We start from the raw sequence: 331 nt of genomic DNA on the forward strand, positions 1-331 counted from the left end.
CCCGGGTGGTGTCACGACGGTCGTCAGGAATATCTATTCCTAACGAAGTAGCATGAAGCATAAATTATTGACCGCGCTTTGCAAGCATGTTACACAGCCCTGACGCACGTCCACCCACCACGGTTGCATCGGGGATACCGAACGGTGAAAGCGGCCAAACGAAACGCGATGTTCTGCGCCGCCCTCGTGGCTGCCTTCTCGGCAGCCGCGTCAGCAACGGTTGCCGGACGGGACTCTGCAGGAGCCGACTTCGTCGGCGATGCTCCGTCGAAAGAGATAGACGCCGGTCACTTCAAGGCAGCCGAAGCGTCTATCGCAAAGGCTTTGGCGA

At 58.6% G+C, this 331-nt stretch carries 1 protein-coding gene; it reads left to right on the forward strand.

The window, feature by feature from the left end; all coding sequences use genetic code 11:
- Positions 1-144 precede the first annotated feature (144 nt).
- A partial coding sequence (locus CBX98_RS26515; protein ID WP_206781403.1) for a hypothetical protein occupies positions 145-331 on the forward strand: 187 nt, incomplete at its 3' end.

Source organism: Vibrio sp. T9 (assembly GCF_003123985.1).
Lineage (GTDB): Bacteria > Pseudomonadota > Gammaproteobacteria > Enterobacterales > Vibrionaceae > Vibrio > Vibrio diabolicus.